The organism is Sorangium sp. So ce119 (genome assembly GCF_051524405.1).
In the GTDB taxonomy this organism is placed as follows: domain Bacteria; phylum Myxococcota_A; class Polyangia; order Polyangiales; family Polyangiaceae; genus Sorangium; species Sorangium cellulosum_G.
In genome coordinates this window covers 1420546-1440160 of record NZ_CP150310.1, presented here as the reverse complement: position 1 = coordinate 1440160, position 19615 = coordinate 1420546, and the positions used below count along the sequence as shown (strand labels likewise).

Below are 19615 nucleotides of genomic sequence, written 5' to 3'. Positions count from 1 at the left end.
CGCGCCGCGGTGGAACCATCGTCCAGCTTCACGACAAAACAACCACCTCACAGCAGGCACGGGCTCGCCCGTGCAGCCCGCCCGGAGATCCCGCATGCAGGCCCAACCCGCGTCGCCTGAAGAGCTCCTCGCCTCCCTGCAGGAGGCCGCGCAGGGCCTGCTGTTCCCCAGCGAGTCCGATCACCCTCTCCACCCGACCCGGTGGGACGTCGATGCGTCCTCGCCGGCCGCGCTGCTCGCGGCCGAGGAGCTCGCCGCGGACACGGCGGTCGAGGTCACGACCGTGGGCGACTTCTTCGCGCCCGTGCTCGCTCCGCCCGAGGAGTCGGGCGAGGCGGCGCAGACCGAGGCGGCGCGGTACCGGCGCCTCGTGGACCTGCTGGAGCGCGAGCTGACCGACCTCCGTGTCTACCGCGTGGGGCGCGTCGCGATCGACGTCTACGCTCTCGGCCGGCACCCGTCGGGCGCGTGGATCGGCGTGAAGACGAAGGTCGTCGAGACGTGAGCGACGGAGGGCGCGCCGCTCAGCGGCCGCCGGTGGGCCCGTCGTCGGTGCGCGCCTCGAGCGCTCGCTGCACCGCCTCGGGGACGGCCGTCAGGACGTCGTAGCCCGCGCGCCGCTCGATCTCATCGACCGTCGTCCGGTACTGCCCCCAGCCCTCCTCCAGGATCCCTGTCGCGTTCGGCATCACCGCCGCGATGATCCGCGTCGACGGCCCGATGTCCTCCGGCCCCTGCCCCGGCTCGAGGACCACGGCGATCTTGAAGAAGGCGTCCGGCACGGCGACGCCCTTGCCGATCGTCGGCGAGGGCCCGCGCTCATCGAAGAGGCCGCCGGAGATCACGAACAGCACGCGCCGCTCCTTCTGCGCGAGCTCCTGGCACGCGTCCTCGAGCCGGAGCCACGGACCGGCGTTGAGGTCGTGCCGCTGCGGCAGGATGTTGGTGAGGAGGAACGTCGCCTTGTTGTCGTCGGGGGTCCGCGTGCGCTCCTCGGAGCGGACCATGTGGCCGCGATCGAAGCCCGAGCCGGTGTAGTCGTCGTGCTGCACGCGGTACCATCCGTCCGGCAGCGCGCTGTCCGCGAGGAACTTCCCCCGATGCCGGGGTGCGTCGCCGAACGAGGCCGCGTCGAGCCGCCAGCTCACCCAGTTCGCCACGTTCTTCGACCGGTTGTAGGAGAGGGCGTACTGGGGCTTGATCATCAGGTGATCGTCGGACGCCCCCGCCTCGGTCCGCGCGGCCCGGGCTCCTGTGCGGGCCGGCACGCCGAGCTCGAGGTGGACGCTCAGCGCGGGCGGCCGCGCGGTGGGCGCCCCCTTCGGGGGGGCGCTCTTCGCCGGCGGGGGGCTGCTGGACGACCGGCCGGGCGAGGGCGACGGCCTGGAGGGGCGATCCTCGCCGTGGTCCAGGCCGAGCTCCTTGAGCCCGCGCTCGAGGCCGCACTTGACCCCCGCTGCGCTGAGCCCGGTCACGGCGAGCGCGATGAGCGCCTGGGCACCCCAGGACCTGCGTTTTCGCTTCTTCGAGGCCACGTCAGCGCGTCCAGCCCTCTACCTACGGCAGCGATGGCACGATCGTCCAGCGCGACGTCGCCAGGGCGGAGGGAGCCGGCGCGCCTGTTCCACGGCGAGGGCAACATCCGCCTGTTCGACGCGGGCGCCCTGGTCGAGGCGCCCTGGGCCGACGGCCGCGGCACGGCGCTCGTCGGCGGGCGGAGCTGCGCGCGACCGGCGGCCCCCACGGGCTGGAGATCTACGCGCATCGCAGCCTGTCCAGGCGGCTGGGCGGGTTCGTGTCCTACACCCTCTCGCGCGCGGTCCGCCATGTCGGCCGGGAGAGCTTCGACTCCGCCTTCGATCGCCGCCACGTGCTCGACATGGCCGCCGCGGTCGACCTGGGCCGGGGCTGGAAGCTCGGGGGAAGGGCGGTGTTCTACAGCGGCATTCCCATGACGGTCGATGACGACCTCTGGGGGGACGACGACCCGAACCGGCCGCGGCCCGGCAACGACGACAAGGATCGCCCTGACACGGAGGAAGACATCCGCCGCCGCGAGCAGCTACGCGAGCAGGTCGCCCGGTACGTACGCGGGCTGAACCTGCCGGCGTGCTTCCGGCTGGACGTGCGCCTCGAGAAGCGCTGAGTTTACTGGGGCGGCCGGTGGATCTCCCTCACGATCGAGGCGCTCGACGCGACCGCCGGGAAAGAGACGCTGCAATACGAATGCTCGATCGTGAGCGGCTGTGAGCCGGAGGAGCTCGGGCCGATCGTGATCCCCAGCATCGGCGGCGAAGCGAGCTTCCGAGCGGCATCGCCCTTGCTCCTTGCTCGGCGCCTGGTGCGCGCCGGGAAGCCGAGGCGACGCGCCCGCGCCGCGCCGCGGCTCGCCGGGACCGCCCGCCGGGACGCGACCAACGCCGGGGCCACGAGTACAGCTCGACCGTGAAAATCGCACGTTGATACACGAGCGCATGTCCGGGCTGCGGTGACGGCTGCTTGCGATGATGGATCGCAAGGCGTCGTGAAGCGCAGCGAGATTTTGACACCATCACAGCAATGCAACGAGCGCGGCTGTCCGGGGATCCACGCGGGCGGCTGCGGCATCCGGCGTTCCATCTACGCAAACCATTGCGGCACAACGCAACGATTCGCGGAGCGTCCACGCTGCGCGACGGTCTGCGCGGGTCCGATCGTTCACACGGATGGCGCGCTGGAGGCCAAGAGCATTCCCGGGTGCCGTGATTCGGCCGCGCGCCGCGAACGTGCGCTGTTTCAAATGATGTCTATACTTACTGGTCCGATGCTTGCGAACACTGTGAAGCGGTGCTGGGGCGAAGAGGCCACGCGCATCGCACCTCGAGAGCCGTTGCCTCACCTCCAATCACCTACCGCAACCATGAGGGTCAAGTGATGAATCTGTATTCTCGCACACTCAGCACGGTTCTCTTCTCGGCGACGCTCGCGGCCACCGCGCTCCCCGCGAGCCAGGCCGAGGCGTCCTCGTCGAAGCACCAGCCCACGAAGGTCGAGCGCCTCGTCTTCCCGGTGACCCTCTCCGATGGCAACACGTACGACGTCGTCGGCTACCTCTACTATCGCGGCAGCTACAAGCACCGCCCGCTCCAGGTGCTTGTCCACGGCCTCACCTACACGCACGAGTACTGGGACATCCCGTCGTTCGGCGGACGCAAATACTCCTATGCCGAGTACATGGCCAAGGAGGGGTATGCCGTCCTCGCGCTCGACGTGCTCGGCGCCGGAGAGAGCAGCCGGCCGGACGGCGACTTCCTCGACCTCGCCGAGACCGCCGAGAGCGTGCATCAGGTCATCACGGAGATGCGTACCAGCGGAGGGGTCTTCAAGACGCCTTTCCGGAAGATCGCCCTCGTCGGCCACTCGAACGGCGCCATCATCAGCACGTACGTTCAGAGCACCTACAATGACGCGGATGTCCTCGTCAACACCGGCTTCGCCTTCACGCCTCACCCGATCCCGGTGCCCCCCGAGGCGATCTCCGCGCTGCTGCAGACCCCCTATATCGCGATCCCGACGGAGATCCGCACCGACGTCTTCTACGACGCCGCGAACGCGGATCCTGCGGTGATCGACTTCGACAACGCCACGATCGCCGACACGTACACGCGGGGTCAGTTCCTGAGCCTGCTCGCGGTCTCCGGGAACCCCTCGCTGTCCGGGATCGAGGGCGTGACGAGCCCGGTGCTCATCCAGTTCGGAGAGACGGACGAGCTGCAGCCGGCGGCGTATGTGGACTCCGACGCGGCCCTCTACACCAGCGCCGAGAGCGTCACGACCGCGATCGTCCCCGACACCGGCCACATCCTGAACGGCCACTTCGGCGCGCCGGCCGGCTGGGAGCAGATCGACTGCTGGATTCACCACAACATGGGCTGGTAGAGCCCCGCGCCGCTCACCCGGCCAGCCCTGCGCCGCGCGCCTCGGCGCGCGGCACCTCGACCTCCTCGATAAGAAGAATCAAGATCGGCTCGGCCCGCGCGAGGCGAGCGGCCACCTGCCCCGCGCCGCGCGGGCGACGCGGGCTGCCGTCGCGCCGCCTGGACCGCCGAGGCAGGCGGCCGCTGCCCTCGCCGGACCGAGCGGCGCGTCGCCACCTTGGCGGCCGCCGCCCGGGGTCTATGCTGCGCCCATGCGCGAACGGCTCGCCAACACGCTCGGGGAGGTCTTCTGGACCGACCTCCGCGCCCACGCAGCGCGCGATGCGGTCATCCTCGTCGACGCCGATCTCGATCTCCTGGACGTGGGCGAGGCCGTGGCCTCGAACGACGCGGCCGCGGTCCAGGCCTGGATCGCGAGCGGCAAGCTGACCAAGCCCACGGCCGAGGACCTCGCGCGCTGGCCCCTCCAGATCGAGCTGCGCTTCCTGTCGCTCGTGGTCGCCCCCTACGTGCTGGTGCGCCGGCCGCCCGCGCCGCCGCTCTCCTGAGGCTGTCCGACCATCTCGGCCCCCGCACGAGCGCGCGCCCCGCTCGTTCGGGCGCGCACGCAGCAGCGCGGGGGCGCGCCGCTGCCGCGTCGTGATATCGTCGCCAGCATGCGCCGGTTCGAGTTCGTGCAGGGAACGAGCGCCAAGTTCTGGATGGCCGACGTGGACGACAGGACGTTCATCGTCGTCTACGGCCGGCTCGGCACCGCCGGCCAGCGCAAGGAGAAGGCGTTCCCCACGGCGGACGCGGCGTCGCGCGAGCTCGAGAAGAAGGTCGCCGAGAAGCTCAGGGAGGGCTACCAGGAAGTGGCCGCCGCCTCTGGCGGCGCGCCCGCCGGCAACGCGCCCGCGGCCAGCGCCGAGCAGGCCGCGCCCCCGCCGCCGAAGCTCGATCTGCCGCCGCGCGTGCGGCGCGGCGAGGCCACGGAGGCGCAGCGAAAGGCCGCTGTCCACGCGCTCGCGGCGCTCGCGGCGGCGCGCGGCCGGCGGAGCTGGGCCCTCGGTCGCGCTGTCCGCCGCGCCCGGCGCGCGCTCGAGGCGCTCGGCGGGCTCGACCCCGCGACCGACATGGCGCTGTCGGCCGCGCTGGACGCGCTCATGGCCCGCGTCGTCGCGCCGAACGCGCCCGACCGGCTGCCGCTCGTGCGCGCGATCGAGCTGCTCTCGGAGCTCGACGCCGCGGCGTTCGCGCGCGCGGTGGGCGAGACCTGGAAGGCCCCGCCCGCGACCTCGCCGGCAGCCGGAGCGCTCGCCCTCCTGAAGCGGCAGCTCGAGGAGCTCGGCGACCCGGAGCTCGGCCTCCGGCTCGGCGCGCTGCTCGTGGATCGGCCGCACCACGGCTCGATGAGCGCGGAGGCCGGATGGACGCTGCGCTGGAAGGCGCTCTCGCCGCACCTCGAGGCGCACCTCGCCCGCAGCGGGCGGTCGCTGAAGGACTACCTCGCGAGCCTCGACGCGGGCGGCGACCCGCACATCGCGCGGCGCGTTCAGCGGATGCGCGCGGCGTGAGCTGACCGCCGAGCGCGCGCCCGAGGAGACGCCGCGCCAGGCAGGTGCGCGGCGCGGCGTCTCCTCGGGCGCGGACGTGGGCGAATGAGCGACACGTAGATACGCCACGCGAGGGGATGCTTCCGCCGTGACCCGAGCGACTCTGCTTGACCTGTTCTGCTGAGATCGCGATTCTCTCAGGCCATCCGCCGCGGGAGGCGCCTTGGCGAGCTCACCGAACCCGATCGACATCGCGAACGTCAAGCAGCTCGCCGCGAGCGGATCACCTTCCCTCGCCGAGACCATCGAGGCCTACCTCGATCAGCCGGAGCCCACCCCGGAGGCGCCGCCCCGCGAGGGCGCGCTGACCTTCCCGGCGTTCCTGGGGCTGCTCTCGAGCGCGCAGGGCATGCGCACCCCCGAGCAGCGGCGCGAGCGGGCCACCGACGCGTGGAAGCGCTTCCTCGCGCAGCTCGACCCCGCCCCGCCGCCGCGGCTCGAGCTCGCCGACCTGCTCGTGCGCATCTACGAGGAGGGCACGGACGCGGGGCGCAGCGCGCTGTGCGACGTCGCCACGAGCGCGCCGCTTGTCTTCGGCGCGTGGGGCGGGCTCAAGCGCATCTACAAGCTGGCCGAGGCGCGCCTCGACGCGGTGCTCTTCGGGGCGCTCGCGTTCCGCTTCGACACCGAGGTGGCGCGCGGCGGGCGGCGCGAGGTCTCCCGCGGGACGCTCATCTACATGCGACGCCGCGCGTGGCGCTTCCTCCGCGAGCTCGGCCGCAGCGTGCCAGAGCTCTACCCGCAGTTCGCGGTCGAGGTGCTCCGCCACTACACGCCGGACACGAGGTTCGGCGACCTCTGGGTCGCGAACCACGTCTGGGCGCACCGCGCGGGCAAGTACGACGGGCGCTCGTTCCACGGCGGCGTCCCGCCGAGCGACATGGTGAAGCACCGCGCCTTCGACGAGGCGTGGAGGCGATCGCCCGACCCGCTGATGCTCCTCCTCTCGACCTGCGAGGCCGATCCGCCGGCCAGGTTCGCGATCCAGGGGCTCAGGAAGGACTTCCCCGAGGCGCTGCGGAGCGTCACGCCCGCGTGGCTCGCGCGACTCGCCTTCCGGCCGCTCGCGAGCGCGCACGACTTCCTGATCGAGACGCTGCTCGGCTCGCCGGAGCTCCACCAGAGCAAGCTGCGGGGCCTCGGGCTGCACGACGCCGCGCTCGCGCTGCTCGACTCTCCGAGCCCCAAGGCGCGCGCGTTCGCGATCGAGTACGCCCGCGCCCACGCGGCGGATCTCGACCCGGAGCGCCTCGCCGGCCTGCTCGCCTCCGCGCACAAGGACACGCGCGCGTTCGCGGCGGCGGCGCTGCAGGGCAGGAGCCCGCGCGCGCTCGGCCACGAGCTCCTGGGGCGGCTGCTCACGCGCGGCGAGACCGAGGCCTGGGCCGCCAAGGCGCTGAGCGAGAGCTTCGACCGCGCGGAGCTGCCCGAGCGCTTCCTCATCGACATGATCTACGGCGAGCCCGCGCAGAAGCGGTGGGCGGCCGCGCACTTCAAGGCCAGGTACCGCCCCGGCGAGCTCGGGACGGGGTTCTGGGTGCGCGTGCTCGACGACCCGCGCCACGAGGAGGACGACCGCGCGACGGAGACCGCGCTGGACGCGCTCGGCAAGTACCCGGTCGCGGCGATCGGGACGCCGTGGCTGCTCGACGCGCTCACGCGGAAGAGCATCGGGCGCACCGTCGCGACCTGGCTCCAGAAGGCCGACGCCCTGCCCGACCTGACGGCCGAGAGCGTGGAGCGCCTGAAGGGGCTCGTCTTCAGCGCCGAGACGCGCGCTGTCGCGCTGGAGGTGCTCGGCAACCCGAAGATCGTGACGCCGCGGCAGCTCACCCTCCCCTGGCTGCTCGCGCTCGCGCGGCGCGCCGATCCCACGCTGAACGGCTTCGCGCGCCGGTACCTCCTCGCGTACATGAAGCCGCAGGACTTCGACCCGGGGCAGGACCCGAGCGGCCGCGGCGACCGCGAGGCGGGCACCGCGAAGCTGTTCGCGCTCGCGCTCGGCGAGAAGGAGCCCGAGCCGATGCGCGCGTTCGCGCAGACCTACCTGCGCTGCCACCACCCGGTCCTCGGGCCGGAGCAGAGCGAGGCCAAGGAGCTCGAGCTCAAGCCCGCGCTGAAGCGCGCGGCGTTCACCGCCGAGCGGATCTGGCCCGCGCTCCTCGACCCGCGCGAGGACGTCCGGCGCTTCGCCGCGCTCGTCACGCGCGCGGAGCTCCGGGCGTGGGGCTACCAGACCCGCGTCTACGAGCTCGCCCACAGCGACGCGAAGGAGGTGCGCAACATCGCCTTCGACGCGCTCCGCAAGGCCGGCGATCCGTCGGCCGATCCGGCGATGACGCTCACGGTCGAGGAGCTCGATCCAGCGCAGGTCTTCGCGCTGACGGAGAGCCTGAAGAAGAGCGCGCGCGAGCTCGGCCTGTCGCTCATCCTGAAGCACTACGCGCGCCTCGGCGGCCCGGAGCGCCTCGGCTGGCTGATGCAGAGCGCCGACCGCGAGGTGCGCCTCTTCGCGGTGCGCATGCTCTGGGAGAAGCACCGGCCGCGCGATCTGCCGCCGGGCTGGCGGCCGCGCGCGGCGCGCGGGGAGGCCGGCCCGACGACGGAGCCGCCGGAGGACGCAGGGCGGTTCGAGGACGTCGAGGCGCTCCGGCGCTTCCTGCGGTACGTGCTCTCCGGCATCCCCGCGGGGCGCTCGCCCGATCCAGGCGACGGCGCGGGCCCGCGGCGGCGCCTCTCCGCGAGCGAAGCCAAGCGGCGCGTGATCGAGATCGTGCGCGACCTCGCGGTCGAGGACGCCGCGTTCGCGGCGCTCGTCGCCCCCGTCATCGCCGAGTTCACCGGATCGATCGCGAAGGGCGAGTGGCAGGCGTGCCTGGCGGCGCTCCTGCACCTCCGGCGCGCGCACCCGGGGCTCGAGATCGAGGGGCTCGCCGCCCCCAGCGTCGGACAGGAGCGCGCATGAGCCACGCGATCGGCCACTACGAGAAGGTCCGCGCGCTCGCGGTCGGCCCGCGTCTCCTCGCCGTCGGCGGGGTGCGCGCGCCGGCGAGCGGAGGCGGCGCGCGCGGGACGTCTGCCGCGCGATCTCCCGCCGGCGCGAGCCAGGTGACGCTGTTCGATCACGCGGCGAACAAGCCGGTGCGCTCGATCGACGTGCCGGCGCACGTGCTGGGGCTCGCGTTCGCGGGCGACCTGCTCGCCGCGGCCTGCTCCGACGGCGCGCTGCGGCTCGTCGCGGGCGCCGGGGCCGAGGCGCGGGCGATCGACGCGCACCCGGGCGGCGTCACGGCGGTCGCGGCGGCGCCGGACGGCGCGCGCCTCGCGACCGTGGGCGTCGACGGCGCGCTGCGCGTCTGGCGCGTCGGCGGGGGCGCCGGATCCCCTGCACCGCCGCCGGGGACCGCCGTCGAGGTCTCGTCCTTCGCGCTCTCGACAGCGCCGCTCCGCGCCGTCGCCTTCGATCCTGCCGGCGAGCTGGTCGCGGCCGCGGGCGACGACGGCATCGTCCGCGTGATCACGCTGTCGACCGGCGCGCAGCGCGACATGCCCGGCCACGAGGGGCCGGTCGCGGCGCTCGCGTTCACGCCGCGCGACGGGCGGCTCGCGTCGGGCGGCGACGACGGCACCGTGCGCCTCTGGTACCTCGTCGGCGACGTGGAGTGCGAGGTCCGGGGCGCGGACGGGAGCGGACACGCGGGCGGGGTCCGCGCGCTCCTGTGCCTCCCCACCCCGCCGCCGCAGGAGGACGGCAAGGAGGCCGGCGACCGCCTGGTGTCCGCGGGCGTGGACGGCGCGATCCGCATCCACCGGCTCGAGGACCGGCGCAAGCCGCGCACGCTGGAGACGAGCGCGCTGCCGCTCCACGCGCTCGCGCTCGCGCCGCCCGCGGACGGCGGCTCCGCGCGCAAAGGATCGCGAGGGCACGCCGGGCGCGGCGCCACGGACGCGAAGGACGGGCTCGGCGCCGTCCTCGCCGCGGGGGACCGGCGCACGGTGTGGCGCTTCCCGATCGACGCGACCGGCGCGCCCGCGGACGGCGCCGTCGAGCTCGCGCACGGCTTCGATGTCCTCGCCCAGGCGCTCTCCGGGGCGCGGCCGGCGCGCGAGAGCGCCGTCAAGACGCTCGCGGCGCTCGACGAGCCCGAGGCGCTCGAGGCCGCGCTGCGCGCGCTCCGGTCGGACCGCGACGCCGAGGTGCGCGCGCTCGCCGCCCGCGAGCTCGGGGCGCACGCGCGCCGCGGCGCGCGCGTGAAGCTCCGCGAGGCGCTCGACGACGAGCACGCGACCGTCCGCCTGGCCGCGCTCGAGGCGCTCCGCGCGATCGAGCGCGACGCGCCGCTCACCCCGCTCCGGGCAGGCCTCGAGGCGCGCGCCGCGGACGTGCAGCGCCGGGCGCTCGTCGAGATCGGCAAGCTCCACGGCAGCTCGCCGCTCATCCCGGGGCTCATCGCCGACAAGCTCGCCGCCCGCGACGCGTCGGTGCGGCTCACGGCGCTCGACCAGCTCCAGAAGCTCCACCCGGACGGCCCGGAGCCGCTCCGGGCCGCGTTCGAGCGCGGCCCGGCCGACCTCCGGGTCGAGGCGCTCGTCCGCGCCGCGCTGAGGGGCTGGCTCTCGCTGCCGGCGTTCGCGCCGATCGCGGCGCGCGCGCTCGACGACGACGACGCCGAGGTGCGCCGCATCGCCTTCGCGGCGAAGGTGCTGGAGCGGCGGGCGCTCGCCCACGCGCTCGAGGCGCGCGACGAGGATCTCGGCCGCGCGGCGCTCGACATCGCCCGGCGCGCGGCCGAGGTGCTGCGGCGCGCCAGCGCCGGCGGCGACGAGCAGCCCGCGCCCGAGGCGAAGGCCAAGGCGAAGGCGGCCGACGAGGCGCTCCTCCAGGCCACGCGCGCCCGGATCCCCGGGGTGGGGAGCCCCGGGGCCGAGCCCGCCGAGGCCGACCTCGAGCCGCTGCTCGCGGCCGTCGCGTGCCGCACGCCGGACACGGCGGTGCGCGGCGCCCGCGGGCTCGCGCAGCTCGGCGACACGCGCGCCCTCGGCGCGCTGCTGCAGCTCACGCGCGAGCAGGATCCGTCGCTGCGCCGGCAGGCGGCGACCGCGCTCGCCGAGCTCAGGGATACGCGCGCCGAGAAGCGGCTCATCTGGATGCTCGACGACGCGGACGGGTCGGTGCGCGCCGCCGCGCTCGACGCCTACGCGCGGCTCGAGTCGTCGGCCCCGCTCGCCGTGGCCGAGGCGTCGCTCCGCTCCTCGCAGGAGGACATCCGCGTCCGCGGGCTCGACCGGCTCGTGGCGCTCGCCGGCGAGGGCAAGGGCCCGCGGCCCCCCGAGGCCGAGGCGCTGCTCGCCGACGCGATCGAGGACGAGTCGCCCAAGGTCCGCGGCGAGGCGTTCCGGACGCTCTGGTCGTGGCACACCTCGGACCCGCAGAAGGCGCTCGACCGCGCCCAGCTCGCGCGCTTCCCCGATCTGCGCCTGCGCGCCGTCGAGGAGCTCAAGGCGCACGGCGAAGCGCCGTGGGCCGCGGAGCGGCTGCACGCGGCGATCGGCGACCGCGACGCCGGCGTCGCGCAAGCCGCGTACGACGCGGTCGTGAAGCTCCGCGGCAAGGCCGCCGTGGAGCCGCACCTCGCCGCCATGGCGTCGATCCACGCATCGGTCCGGGAGAGCAGCGCGCGCGGGGCCACGCACGCGCCGGTGAGCGAGGCCGCGCGCAGCGCCCTCATCCGGCTGCTCGAGGACGACCACGCGGGGCCGCGTACCGCCGCGATCGAGGCGCTCGACAAGCTCCTGCCCGGCGAGGCGGGGCCGCTCCACATCGGTCTCCAGTCGAGCCACCTCGATCTGAGGGTGCGCGCGGCCGAGCTCTGCGCCGCGCGGCGCGACGAGCAGCTCGTGAACCCGATGCGGGCGCTCCTCGCCGACAAGTCGCTCTTCAAAGAGCTGCCGATCCAGATCCTCGGCCCCCTGCGCGCCCGCGCCGCGACCGCGCTGGCGACGCTCGGCTCGCCGCGCCTCGTCAAGTACTTCGCCACCGAGCTGCTCAAGGACGACTATCCCGACGTGCGCGAGCAGGCGGCGCGCGGGCTGGCGATGGCCGCCCGCCGCGGCGAGGAGGGCTACCTGCTCGACGCCATGGGCCACGCCGACGTCGCGGTGCGCTCGTGGGCCGCCGACGGGCTCGCGCGCCTCGGCGACGTGCGCGCGCTGCCGGTGCTCACGGGCACGCTGCGCCACGAGCACCCGCCCATCCGCGTCGCGACCATCATGTCGTTCGCGGCGCTCGGGCCCGAGGGCTACGGGGGCATGCTGCAGGGCCTCGAGGACAGCGCGCGCGAGGTCCAGGAGATCGTCTTCGCGATCGTGCTGGCGCGCGACCTGAGGGCCTTCCGCCGCGGCGATCCGCCGGATCTCCTGACCAGCGCGCTCTCGTCGCAGCGCTCCGACGTGCGCTTCGCCGCGGCGCGCGCGCTGGAGCTCCGCGCCGACCCGGAGGCGTACCTCGCCCACCTCATCGAGGCGCTGATGCCGCCGCGCCCCGACGCCGCCGCGCAGGCCGACCGCGACCGCGCGGCCGACGGCGAGAAGCCCTCCGGCATGAAGGAGTGGCCGCCCGAGGTCGCGCGCGGCCGTATCCTCGTCGGCCTCGCCGAGGCGCTCGCCAGCGACAACCCGGAGCAGCGCTACGCGGCCGCGCAGGTGCTCCGCCTCCGGCGCAAGCCCGTCGAGTACTTCCGCGAGGCGAAGCGGGTGGCCGCGCTGCGCCCCGCGGGCGCGCCCGTCATGGCGGACACGACGCCGCGCGCGTCCGAGGACACCGACACGGCGCCCAGGAAGGGGTGGCTCCGCCGCCTCTTCGCGCAGCCCGGTCAGAAGCAGGGCGACAAGGCGGGCGCCGACGCTGTCCCGGAGGGCGAGCAGCGGCGGCTGCGCTGGCTCGCGTTCGGCGCGTACATGGGGCTCCTCCGGCAGGTCGCGCCGGGCGACGACGAGGCGCACCGCACCCGCCGGGACGCCATCGACCGGATCGTCGACGTCTGCGTGAGGGGGCACGTCAGCAGCACGGCGGCGATCCCGCCGCTCGTCCGGGCGCTCGACGACCCGCACCACCTCGTCCGCAAGGCGGCCTTCGCCGGGCTCAAGGCGCTCTTCCCGGCAGGGGCGCGCGAGCCGCTCGCGCTCGGGCTCGCGTCCGCGTCCGCCGACGTGGCGCGCGCGGCGCTCGACGAGATCGCGGCGCGCGGCGAGGACGCCCGCCCCGAGATCGTCCGCGCGCTGAGCTCGCCGCTGCCCGACGTGCGCCGCTACGCCTTCGAGCTCCTCGAGCGGCTCTGCCCGAAGGGGAGCCTCGAGCCGCTCCTCGCGGCGCTCGGCAGCGAGCACGCCGACCTGCGCCTCGGCGTGCTGGAGCGCCTCGCGTCGTCGAGCGATCCCCGCATCGTGCCGGCCCTCTGCCGCGCGATGGAGAGCGACCACGACGACCTCCGCCTGCGCGCGGCGGAGCTCCTCGCCCGCCGCCGCGACGATCGCGCCGTCGACGTGCTGGCGGCGTTCCTGCGCGACGCCGCGGCCGCGACGTCGACGCGCGCCCGCGAGGCGCTCGTCGCGCTCGCGAGCGACGCGGCGGTGCGCGCGCTCGCGGCGCACATGGACGAGGCGGCCGCGCCGGCGGACCGCGCGGCGCTGGCGCGCGCCCTCGGGAGCACGCGGAACCACGAGGCGACGGGCGCCCTCGCGGCGCGCTTCGACGACGACGCCGCCGAGGTCCGGAGCGCGGCGTTCAAGGCGTGCCTCGAGATCGTCGACCGGGGGCGCGAGCGCGAGAAGCGCGACGCGGCGCGCGCGCTCGGGTTCCTCGCCGCCGCCGCGCGCGCGAAGGACCCGGCGCTCCGCCTCGGCGCGGCGCGCGAGCTCGATCTCGGCGACGATCCCGCGCAGAACGACCTCCTCGCCGCGCTCTTCGCGGATCGCGACCTCCCCACGCGCGTCGCGGCCGTCACGTCGTACGCGAAGCGCGTGAAGGACAGGGGCGCGCCCTCGGGGCCGCTCGAGGCGGTGCTGCGCGCGGGCGCGCGCGAGCTCGTGCTGCCGGCCGCGGAGGGCGTGGCCGCGAGGGGCCTCGCCGCGGCGCTCCGGCCACTCCTGCTCGTCGCGCGCGCGGGCGAGCCCGGAGAGCGGGAGCGGGCGCTGCTCGCGCTCGGCACGCTGGGCGACGCCCGCGCGCTGGACGAGCTCGAGGCGATGGCCGCCGGCGGGACCAAGGATGCGCCCGTCGAGCCGAGCATGCAGGCCGCCGCCACCGAGGCGCTCGGCCGCATCGCCCCGAAGCTCGCGAGCGCCGAGCTCCGCCGGCGCGCCTCGGAGCGCGTCGAGCAGGCGCTCAACGCGGACGCGATCGATCTCCGCGAGTCGGCGGCGCGGGGCGCGCGCTGGATGGGCGGCGAGCGCGCCCGCGTGCTGCTCGAGGAGCTCGTGCGCGCCGGTGACACGCCCGACCGGCTCCGCGTCGTCGCGGTGAACGAGCTCGGCCTGCTCGGCGACCCCGCGGCCGAGCCCGCGCTCGCCCGCGCGCTCGACGCGCGGAGCGCCGAGGTCCGCAAGGGCGCGCGCAAGGCGCTGGAGAAGCTCTTCCCGGACCAGCGCACGCGCGTCGAGCTCCTCGCCGTCGGCAGCGAGTACGACGACATCGCAAGCCCGGCGGCGAGCTACCTCGCCGCGGAGGCGGATCCGGCCGAGCTCCTGCCGCGGCTCCCGTCGCTCAAGGACGAGGACCTCCGGCAGCGGCTCGCCATGGGCCTGCTCCGCCGTGGCCCCCTGCCGGCGGCCGCGCTCGAGCGCATGCTCGCGGACGAGCGCGCCCCGGCGCGGCAGGAGGCCGCGCGGCTCATCGCCGCCGGCACGGTGGAGGGCGATCGCGGGGCCCTCGCCGGCGCGCTCGCCGCCGCGGCGCAGCGCACGGCGGAGCGCTGGTCGGCGGCGCACGGCGACGAGCGCGACGCCGAGGCCGCCGCGTGGCGCGAGCTCCTCTGGGCGGCGGCGCGCGCCGGCGCGACCGCGATGGCGCCCGCGCTGCGCGCGCTGCTCCTCTCCAGCGGCGCCCCGGGCGTCGTCCGCCGCGAGGCCGCGCGCGCGCTGGGCACGCTCGCCGCGCTCGAGTCGGCCGAGGCGGCCGCAGGCGGCGCGCGGGATACCGTGGAGGCGCTCGCGGCCGCCCTGGCGGACATGGACGCCGGCGTCCGGACCGCCGCGGCGGCCGCGCTCGCCGCGCTGGCGCCGGACGGCTCGGCCACGCGCGCGGCGTCGGTGCGTCCCTTCGACCCTGTCGCCTTCGAGGCGACCGCGCGCGCGGCCTCGCCCGAGGCGCTCTCTGCGCTCGCCGCGAGCGAGCCGGGCAGGCGCCTCGCGCTGCCGGCGATGCTCGCGCGCGGCGCGCTCGCCCCGCTGATCTCGCTCGCGCAGGGCGCGGGCGGCGACGCCGCGGCGCGCCTCGACGCGATCGCGGCGCTCGGCCGCGCCGGCGGCGAGCGCGCGATCGAGGCGCTGGCCGCGATGGCGTTCGACAAGGCGGCGGCCGACGTCGCGGCGCGGAAGGCCGCGTACCGCGCTTACCGCCGCGCGAAGCGCAAGGCGGCGGTCGATCGCCGCACGAGCAGCGCCCGCGCCCCCGTAGAACCCGAGACCCCCGACGGAGTCAACGCATGACGGCGGCCCTCGCACGCCCCATCCACCTCCGGTACGCCGCGCCGAGCGAGCTCGCCGCTGCCCCGCTCCACTCGAGCGTGCGCCTCTCCCTCGACAGCACCCGCGGCCCGGTCGGCGTGCGCGGCACCCTCCGCGACGCGGCGCTCTTCCGCGACGCCATGGCCGCGCTGGCGACCATCCTGGAGAGCGACCTCCGGTACAAGGGCAGGGACCGCGCCGCGTACCTCGCCTACCTGATGAAGCAGGGCAAGAAGGCGACCGCGGCGATCTGGGAGGCGCAGAAGGCCTTCCTGGAGAGCGCCTTCGCCGACGACGCCGCGAGCGCCAGGAAGGGCGACGGCTCGCCGGCGAAGGCGTCCGGCGCGCTCGATCCGGTACTCACGGTGCACCCGGACGAGGTCTCGATCGAGGTCTTCTCGCGCGACGAGAGCGCCTACGCCCGGCTCGCCTTCTCCAGCGACCTCTTCGAGGGCCGCGAGGCGGCGCACGGCACCGCGTTCGTCGATCTCTCGCCGCGCATCGTCGAGCAGATCGACCGCCTGCGCGTCTACACGAAGGTGGAGCTCGACGCCGGCGCGTCGCGCGCCGCCGGCACGACCGGCGCCGGCGCGCGCGGGGCGGGCGGAGCGTCGATCGAGCGCTCGCTCGAGGTCCCGGCGACGTGGCTCCGCGGCTTCCTCCAGGTGCAGTCGGCGGCCACGCTCCCCGCGGTCTCCTGCGAGCTCGCCCCGATCGACCTCTACAACGCGCTCTTCGTGCTCCGCACCCGCAAGGCGAAGAAGCCCCCGCGCGGCCTGCGCTTCGAGCTCGTCCCCGGCAAGCCGCCGCGCCTCATCCTGGAGCCCTGGGAGATCCTCCTCGAGGGCCACGGCCCGCCGTACGAGGGCCCGCCGCGCGTCGTCCGGACGTTCGGCCGGCAGCGGCTGCTCGCGCTGTCGCGCCTCCTGCCGCACGTGCGGAGCGCGCGCGCCGAGCTCCGCGGCCCCGGGCTGCCGGTCTTCTGGGTGCTCGATCTCGGCCGCGCGACGCTGACCGTCGCGCTCACGGGCTGGACCGACAGCAGCTGGGCCAGCGCCGCCTCGTTCGACGCGCTGATGCCGCGCGAGGGCGGCGCCCGCGCGGCGCTCGACGCGGTCGCCGGGCGGCAGCTCGCCCTGCTCCGCGAGCGCGGTCCGCTCCCGCTCGCCGCCCTCGCGGCCGGCGGCAGCGCCGAGGACGCCCGCGCGGCGCTCCAGCTCGAGTGCCTGCGCGGCCGGGTGCTCTACGACGTCGCGCGCCGCGTCTACCGCCCGCGCGAGCTGTTCCCCGAGCCGGTCGACGAGCGCGAGATCCGCTTCAGCTCGCCCCGCGAGGCCGCGGCGCACCGCCTGCTGGGCGCGCCCGGCGCGGTGAGGCCGACCAAGGTGCACGAGATCGCCGGCGAGGGCACCGAGATCCACGGGCAGGTCGCGGACCGGGAGGCGCACCGCGATTTCTCGCCGCGGTTCACGATGGACCTCGAGGGCCGCGTGTCCGACGCCTGGTGCAGCTGCCCGACGTTCCGGCGCAGCGGGCTGCGGGAGGGGCCGTGCGAGCACATGATCGCGCTCCGCGTCGCCTACGCCCGCGAGCGCGCCGAGAAGGACGCCCTGCGCCAGACGGCCGAGGGCCGATCGCTCATCCGCGCCGAGACGCGCACGTATGTGCGCCGCGAGGCCTCGGGCGCCGAGGTGGTCTATCGTGTCTCGCTGGACGACCGTGTCGTGCACCTGTCGTGGGCCCCGCGCGGCGGGGAGCCTCGGCACCAGCGCATTTGGTTTGACACGGACGGCGAAGCGCGCGACGCGTATTTCAAGCGCCTCGATGCGTTAACATCGTCTGGATTCGTCGACGCCGACGCGTCGTCTGCGTGAAGCAGGGGGAGGAGGTCAAGGGTCAGATACTCGTCGTGTTGCCAGGAGAGGTTCTGAACGCACCAGCCTCCGCGCCTTGAGCGTAGGAGCGGCGTCGCGCCGCTCTGGAGGAACCGCCAGTCACTCTCCGCAAGGTAGCCTGTTCTTGGTTCTCTTCGGCTAGACCAGCGCTACGGCGCGGGGAGAGCTGAGACAACCTCGCGAACGCCGTTTCTCCCCGCGCCGTAGCGCTGGTCTAGCCGGAGAACCGGTGAGGCTACCGTGCCCCATGAGAAGAAGGTGATGCGCTCGGGGCCTCTCTTGGCGACATGAGATCGTATGCAGCGACAGGCATCCCGGCCTCGCCGGGGGACCGGCCGCGCTCGTCGTGATGCACAGCCACGCCTCCACCGAGACATGACCGCGAAGATCGACGCGACCGTCCAGGCCCGAGCCCCCGTCGTCCTCCCCCTCACGGCCTCGCCCGCCGCCGGCGGCGCGGCGGCCGGCGGCGGCAGCGCCGAGGAGCGCCAGCGCGCCCACGAGGCGCGCGTCGCCCGCTGGAAGGCGATCGCCGAGGCGGGCGGGATCGACGCGTGGGTGATCGCGGAGCTCACCGCCCGCGGCGCCCTCGCGACGGGCGACCCGAAGGCGATGTCGGACCGGGAGCGCGCCCAGTGGAAGGAGCGCAAGAAGGTCGAGGCGAAGGAGCGCCGCGCGCTGCGCCGCCTCGCCTGGGAAGCCTACCTCGCGACGCACATCAACCACCTCGGCGCCGGCGTGCACTGGGGAGATCGCCCGAAGCCGGACAGGCTCGACGTCCCCGGCATGAGCGAGCGCGCCCGGTCGCACGGCCTCCCCGAGCTCCCCGGCGCGGGAGAGCTCGCGACGGCGCTCGGGCTGTCGATCCCGCGGCTCCGCTGGCTCGCCTACCACCGCGAGGTCGACACGGGCACGCATTACCGGCGGTGGCTCATCCCGAAGCGCGACGGCAGCGCGCGCACCATCGCGTCCCCGAAGCGGGAGCTGAAGCGCGCGCAGCGCTGGGCGCTCCGCAACCTGTTCGAGAAGCTCCCGGTCCACTCCGCGGCGCACGGCTTCCTCGCGAGCCGCTCCATCGTCACGAACGCCGCCGCGCACGCGGGCGCGGACACGATCGTCAAGGTGGACATCAAGGACTTCTTTCCGACGATCACGTGGCGCCGCGTGCGCGGGCTGCTCCGCAAGGCGGGCGTGGCCGAGGGGCCGGCGACGCTCGTGGCGCTCCTCTCGACCGAGGCGCCGCGCGAGGTCGTGCAGTTCCGCGGGCAGACGCTGTACGTGGCCACCGGCCCGCGCGTGCTCCCGCAGGGCGCGCCGACCTCCCCGGCGATCACGAACGCGATCTGCCTGCGCCTCGACCGGCGCGTGTCCGGCCTCGCGCGCAAGCTGGGGTTTCGCTACACGCGGTATGCCGACGATCTCACGCTCTCCTGGCGCGCGCCCGACCCGCCCGACGCGCCGGGAACGGCGGAGACGGGCAGCGCGCCGCGAGCCAGCGCGCCGCGCGCGCCGGTGGGCGCGCTGCTCCGGGGGATTCGAGAGATCCTGAGCTCGGAGGGATTCCGGCTTCACCCGAGCAAGACCGTGGTGATGCGCAAGGGCAGCCGTCAGAAGGTGACAGGCCTCGTCGTCAACCGCGCGGGCGACGCCGCCCCGGCGGCGCGTGTCCCCCGCGAGCGGGTGCGGGCGCTGCGCGCGGCGATCCGCAACCGGGAGCTCGGACGGCCCGGGAAGGGCGAGACGCTGGCGCAGCTCAAGGGGCTCGCCGCCTTCGTGTACATGACGGATCCGGTCAGGGGGCGCGCGTTCATCGAGCGCATCGAGGCGCTCGAGCGGAATCAGCCTGCATCGGCCGGCGAGGCGGGCTGACGCCGGCCGCGCGCGCGGGCGCCGCGCGCCGGCGCAGGACTACTGTCGTTCCATCCTGAGCAGCGTGACGTCCCCCGGGTCCCGGCTGATCGCCGTACCCCGCTGCCCCTTGGCCGTGAGCACCCAGTCGAAGACGCTGACGCCGCCGGCCGAGTCGATCGTGGTGAACGTGCCCGTGCCGTCCTCGCCCAGCGACCAGCTGCCCGTGAAGGTGTCCGTGAATACTCGCCCTCGAGGCTCCCCGACTCCGTGGCGGTCAGCGTCCCATCACGGTGGAACACGACCACGCCGTTCGCCACGAAGTTGCCGAGCCCCACGAGCGAGCCGGCGGCGTCCCACCCGTACCGTCCATGGAAGTCTCCGCCCCTGCGCGCGGACTCCGAGGCTTCCTCGGCATGGGCGATCCCGGCGCCGCCTCGATCCGCGTCGACGAAGCACGCGATCGTCATCAGACCAACGACAGCCATCCTTTACAGTGTCTTCTTCATGGCGCACCTCCAGCTCCAGCGGTCGCGGCTCGTGGCGTGGTGCTGACGAGAGGCATGGGCTCTTCCGGCCCAGCCGCCCGCCTCACCGCGCCTGCTACGCGCCCGGAAATCGTGACCCTGCCGATGCC

At 75.1% G+C, this 19615-nt stretch carries 10 protein-coding genes; 9 read left to right on the top strand and 1 reads right to left on the bottom strand.

Annotated elements, in window-relative coordinates:
- Positions 1–94 precede the first annotated feature (94 nt).
- Positions 95–505, top strand: a complete 411-nt coding sequence (locus WME76_RS05715; protein ID WP_437959178.1) for a nuclease A inhibitor family protein — start codon at positions 95–97, stop codon at positions 503–505.
- 19 nt (positions 506–524) lie between these two features.
- Here WME76_RS05715 and WME76_RS05710 read toward each other — a convergent pair whose 3' ends face one another.
- Entirely contained in the window at positions 525–1535 is a 1011-nt protein-coding gene (locus WME76_RS05710; RefSeq protein WP_437959177.1) for a DNA/RNA non-specific endonuclease, read from the bottom strand.
- A 260-nt stretch (positions 1536–1795) separates the two neighbouring features.
- Between WME76_RS05710 and WME76_RS05705 the strand changes: the two genes are divergently transcribed.
- The 8 genes from WME76_RS05705 to WME76_RS05670 all read left to right on the top strand — a co-directional run bounded on the left by WME76_RS05705 (position 1796) and on the right by WME76_RS05670 (position 18999).
- Entirely contained in the window at positions 1796–2146 is a 351-nt protein-coding gene (locus WME76_RS05705; protein WP_437959176.1) for a hypothetical protein, read from the top strand.
- Positions 2147–2913: 767 nt separating this feature from the next.
- A complete protein-coding gene (locus WME76_RS05700) occupies positions 2914–3918 on the top strand; it encodes an alpha/beta hydrolase (protein ID WP_437959175.1) in 1005 nt (334 codons plus the stop codon).
- A 250-nt stretch (positions 3919–4168) separates the two neighbouring features.
- Positions 4169–4465: a DUF2288 family protein gene (locus WME76_RS05695; RefSeq protein ID WP_437959174.1), complete on the top strand. Its 297-nt coding sequence runs from the start codon at positions 4169–4171 to the stop codon at positions 4463–4465.
- Positions 4466–4573: 108 nt separating this feature from the next.
- Positions 4574–5473, top strand: a complete 900-nt coding sequence (locus WME76_RS05690; RefSeq protein WP_437959173.1) for a WGR domain-containing protein — start codon at positions 4574–4576, stop codon at positions 5471–5473.
- Positions 5474–5675: 202 nt separating this feature from the next.
- On the top strand, positions 5676–8477 hold the full coding sequence (locus WME76_RS05685; RefSeq protein WP_437959172.1) for a hypothetical protein: 2802 nt from the start codon (positions 5676–5678) through the stop codon (positions 8475–8477).
- On the top strand, positions 8474–15217 hold the full coding sequence (locus WME76_RS05680) for a HEAT repeat domain-containing protein (protein WP_437959171.1): 6744 nt from the start codon (positions 8474–8476) through the stop codon (positions 15215–15217). Before WME76_RS05685 ends, WME76_RS05680 begins: the two co-directional genes overlap by 4 nt.
- Positions 15214–17109 carry an SWIM zinc finger family protein gene (locus tag WME76_RS05675; protein WP_437959170.1) on the top strand — a complete coding sequence of 632 codons (1896 nt, stop codon included), beginning with the start codon at positions 15214–15216 and terminating at the stop codon, positions 17107–17109. Before WME76_RS05680 ends, WME76_RS05675 begins: the two co-directional genes overlap by 4 nt.
- A gap of 396 nt (positions 17110–17505) precedes the next feature.
- Complete coding sequence (locus tag WME76_RS05670) at positions 17506–18999, top strand: reverse transcriptase family protein (RefSeq protein WP_437959169.1); 1494 nt, start codon at positions 17506–17508, stop codon at positions 18997–18999.
- Positions 19000–19615: the final 616 nt, after the last annotated feature.

Excerpts from the sequence above, each read along its gene's own strand:
- WME76_RS05715 (WP_437959178.1), top strand. The coding sequence starts at position 95 with ATGCAGGCCCAACCCGCGTCGCCTGAAGAGCTCCTCGCCTCCCTGCAG.
- WME76_RS05700 (WP_437959175.1), top strand. The coding sequence starts at position 2,914 with ATGAATCTGTATTCTCGCACACTCAGCACGGTTCTCTTCTCGGCGACG.
- WME76_RS05695 (WP_437959174.1), top strand. The coding sequence starts at position 4,169 with ATGCGCGAACGGCTCGCCAACACGCTCGGGGAGGTCTTCTGGACCGAC.
- WME76_RS05690 (WP_437959173.1), top strand. The coding sequence starts at position 4,574 with ATGCGCCGGTTCGAGTTCGTGCAGGGAACGAGCGCCAAGTTCTGGATG.
- WME76_RS05680 (WP_437959171.1), top strand. The coding sequence starts at position 8,474 with ATGAGCCACGCGATCGGCCACTACGAGAAGGTCCGCGCGCTCGCGGTC.
- WME76_RS05675 (WP_437959170.1), top strand. The coding sequence starts at position 15,214 with ATGACGGCGGCCCTCGCACGCCCCATCCACCTCCGGTACGCCGCGCCG.
- WME76_RS05670 (WP_437959169.1), top strand. The coding sequence starts at position 17,506 with ATGACCGCGAAGATCGACGCGACCGTCCAGGCCCGAGCCCCCGTCGTC.